Source organism: Tissierellales bacterium (assembly GCA_035301805.1).
Lineage (GTDB): Bacteria > Bacillota > Clostridia > Tissierellales > DATGTQ01 > DATGTQ01.
Map to the genome: position 1 here is coordinate 1 of DATGTQ010000074.1, position 4044 is coordinate 4044.

Sequence of the window (4044 nt, forward strand, 5' to 3'; positions counted from 1 at the left end):
TTTTTCCTAATATATTTCCTATTAAAAATCCAATAATAGAAAATACTACCCAACTTAATCCATAATCTGATAATGGTAACTTAGTAATAAGCCAACTAATATATATACTTTCAACATCTACTATCTTTAAATACTCCATTAACCCTTCTAATATCCCTATCATTAAGGCTATATAAACTCCAATCTTCATACCTAAAAGTTTGTCTTTTCTATGTCTTATATTAGAAAATAAAGCATAGGATATTGTTAATACAATAGCTGGAGGATATATTATTTTTAATAATGGGGCCGTTAATTTGATAATTTCCTCTAAACCTAATACACTTACTATCCCACTTATTATAGCGATAAAGATACTAGCCTTTCTATACTCTATTCTTCCCTCACTAAACTCTTCATAAAACTGAGATGTAGCCGAAGTTAAACCTACAGCACAGCTTAATGCTGCAAAGAGTAAGCCAATATTAAATATAATACCTCCAAAGGTCCCCCAAAGTTCTACTACGACTGCTGCATATAAGGATGAGTACTTTAAATTCTCAAATATTCCATCTGTTGTAGAACCAATATACATATGGGCAAAATGAGTAATAGCTAAAATTGTTGTGCCTATAATACCTATAATAATTAGATGCCTGCCTAAATCTTCCCCTTTCAGTCCTTTAAATTTCAGGCCATTAATTAATACTCCACCTAATAAAAGAGCTGTTGGTAATTCCATTGTTGCATATCCTTCTAAAAGTCCATATATAAAAGGTGGTTTTGAATACATCTTTATACCCTGAATTGAAAGAGGGTTTTTAATTCCTTTAAAAACTACTCCTACTACAACAATTAATAAAATAGGAAATAAAATCTTACTTATTCTATCCATTAAATTATCTTTACTTGATACAAACCAAAATACTAGACTATAGTATAGTATAGAAAATACAATTATAGGTATCATAGTTCCAGGATTATACCCAGTTATCTGCAAAAAAGCTCCCCAAGCAGCTGCACTCATTCTGGGAATTACAAATAGAGGACCTAATACTAAAATAGTTAGATTGCAAAATATTGCAGCAAATCTTGTGGAAACCCCTCTAGATAATTCCAGAAAAGAACCTCCCTTTGCTAAAGCAAAATATCCTAGTAAAGGTATGAAAACAGCCGTTATATATATTCCTAAGAAAGCTATATATACTGAGCTTCCACTTTCTTTTCCCCAAGTCATTGACCAAATCATACTAGCTGCACCAAAATGCATAGAAAATAAGGCTCCGCCTAATGATAAAAGGGTTAGTATTGATAACTTTTTACTTTCTTCCAAATACTTCACCTCAACGATAATTTAATTTTTTATTCTCTAGTATATTCTACTACTCCATCTATCATAGTCATATCTACAGATATTTCATTTATCCTTTCTTCTGGATATTTTAATATGTCTTCAGATAGGACTATTAAATCTGCTAACTTTCCTATTTCTATACTTCCTTTTATGTCTTCTTCAAAGGATAAATAAGCTCCATTATAGGTAGCACATCTAATGGCTTCTAAGACTGATATCTTCTGGGTTTCATCTGTTTGATATTCTTTCACTCTATCATATCTATTAACTGCAGCATCTATAGTTGCAAGCCCTACTGGTCCTGATGGAGTATCACTTGATATTGATGGCTTCATTCCCAGGTCTATCATACTACGTAAAGCTATACAATATTTCATTCTATCTCCATAGAATTTCTCATAATCCTTCCCACCTACTTGAATCATCCCTGGATTAACTGAAGGACATATGTCTAGTTTTGCCATTCTTTTTAACAAATCCTCATCAACAAAAGTGCAGTGTTCAATTCTATGTCTATGGTTTTCCCTAGGGTTTTCAGCCAAAGCTTTTTCATATCCTCTTACCATATACTCTACAGCTAAATCTCCTATAGCATGAGCTGTTGCTTGACAGTCAGCATCATGAATTAATTTTATATAATCTGCAACTTCCTCCTCTTTCCATCCAAGGATACCTGGAAGATCTGGAGCGTGGCTATAGGGTTCTTTCATGGCAGATGAGGGAGCACTGGAACCGCCATCAATCATAAATTTGTTTGAACCTATTCTAAAATACTCATTTCCCAATCCTGTTTGATAACCTAGTTTTAAAAAGTTAGCGTTTTCCTCAAGGGAAAAAGGCTTTCCATAAATATTGTGTATTAGCATATAGGATCTAACCTTAAACTTTCTACTTAAACATAATTTCTGCATAATATGATAAGATAATGGGCCACACTCACCACAATCATGGATAGATGTAACCCCATTTCCTAACAAATGTTGATGAGATTTCATAGCTGCTACTCCTTGTTCCTCAGGGGAATAATCTACTTTTGCCCATAATGCAAAATGTGTATGATCTCTGACCATACCAGTTAATTTCCCATTCTTAACCTCAACTTCATTTTTTGGAAACTTCTTTGCATCCTCTGGTTTATATACACCTAATTCTTGAAGAGCTAAAGTATTGTATACACATACATGTCCACCTATATGCATACATTGAACTGGATTATCTGGAGATACTGAATCTAAATCTTCCACAGTAGGATGACGATCCTCTTCTAAATTTTGTGGATCATACCCCATCATAGAAATCCATTGACCTGGCCTTTTTATTTTCACTGCTTGTACAATCTTATCTTTAATATCTTCTATATTTTTACAAGTATCATCTTTAATATTTATTATTGAGGAATCTGGCTCATCTCCAAAAAAGCCTGATAAAATTGGATGGTAATGGCTATCAATAAGACCTGGAAGCAAGGCCCTTCCCTTTAAATCAATTAAAACAGTCTTATCATCAGCAAGCTTTTTCAACTCTTCATTTTTACCTACAAATACAATCTTATTTTCTTTAATCCCTACTGCTTCTTTAATATCGTCATTTTTATTAACTGTTATTACTGTTCCATTGTAAAAACCAATATCTATATATGAGTAATCAAAGCTCATCTTATCCCTCCTACAGAACTAAAACACTACTGTCAAACTATTTTTTATAAGTTTTTTCTTTTAATAAAATTAAGTTAGTCACAACCTTATTATAAGGAGTAGCTACTCCTAATTCTTCACCAATTCTTACAATGGCACCATTAATATTCATAATCTCTGTTTTACGATTGTTTAAAACATCTGATAGCATTGATGATTGATTTTTACTTGTGCCCCTACAAACTTCTTTGCAATAATCTGCATTATCAAAACTTAATTTGATATTAGACTTATTGGCAACTTCTATAGCCTCGGCTACAATTTCTTCTAGGATTTCTTCACTTTCTTTATTTTCTAGAAGCTCTCCATTTTTCATACTAGTCAATGCTGTTAATGGATTGATGCCACAGTTTACAATTAACTTCTCCCAAATTAGTGACATAACATTATCTGAAATTTCCACATTTCCTAATTCTTCTAAATCCATAGTTTCATGAATTTGTTTTATTCTATTAGTTTTTTCTCCTGATATTTCACCTAAAACTGTGCCACCATGGCCAGAATGTCTTATCTTCCCTGGCTCTATAAAACTAGCTCCGTTAGCACTAGTTCCTACAATTATTTGAGATCTATCTACTACCTTGTTTATCTTCTCAATGTTCCCTAATCCATTTTGTAGAGTTAAAACTATTGTATTCTTGCCTAGAATACTCCTATTACCTTCTACAGCTATATCTGTAATTGTAGATTTAACAAAAACAATAGCTAAATCTACAACCCCAATTGAACTAGAATCTACAACTGCCTTAGCATTTTTAATGAATCTTTCTTCATTATCTTTAACTATACAAAGCCCTTTTTCATTAATAGCATCTACATGGTCTTTAAAGACATCTATAAAATACACATCATGACCATTTTCAGCTAAAATACCTCCATAAAGACTTCCCATAGCACCGGAACCAATAATAGCTATCTTCATATTCTCACTTCCTAATTTTTATTCCTCAAATCCCTCTACTTTAGCATTAAAACTATATTCCTTTGAGGGAAATTCTCCACTAATACTTTCCTCAT

General features: G+C 32.4%; 3 protein-coding genes. All 3 read right to left on the reverse strand.

The window, feature by feature from the left end; all coding sequences use genetic code 11:
- The coding region (locus VK071_03125) for a branched-chain amino acid transport system II carrier protein (protein ID HLR34303.1) at positions 1-1312 on the reverse strand (1312 nt) is incomplete at its 3' end.
- A gap of 29 nt (positions 1313-1341) precedes the next feature.
- On the reverse strand, positions 1342-2988 hold the full coding sequence (locus VK071_03130; GenBank protein ID HLR34304.1) for an amidohydrolase: 1647 nt from the start codon (positions 2986-2988) through the stop codon (positions 1342-1344).
- A gap of 37 nt (positions 2989-3025) precedes the next feature.
- Positions 3026-3949 carry a 2-dehydropantoate 2-reductase gene (locus tag VK071_03135; protein HLR34305.1) on the reverse strand — a complete coding sequence of 308 codons (924 nt, stop codon included), beginning with the start codon at positions 3947-3949 and terminating at the stop codon, positions 3026-3028.
- Positions 3950-4044: the final 95 nt, after the last annotated feature.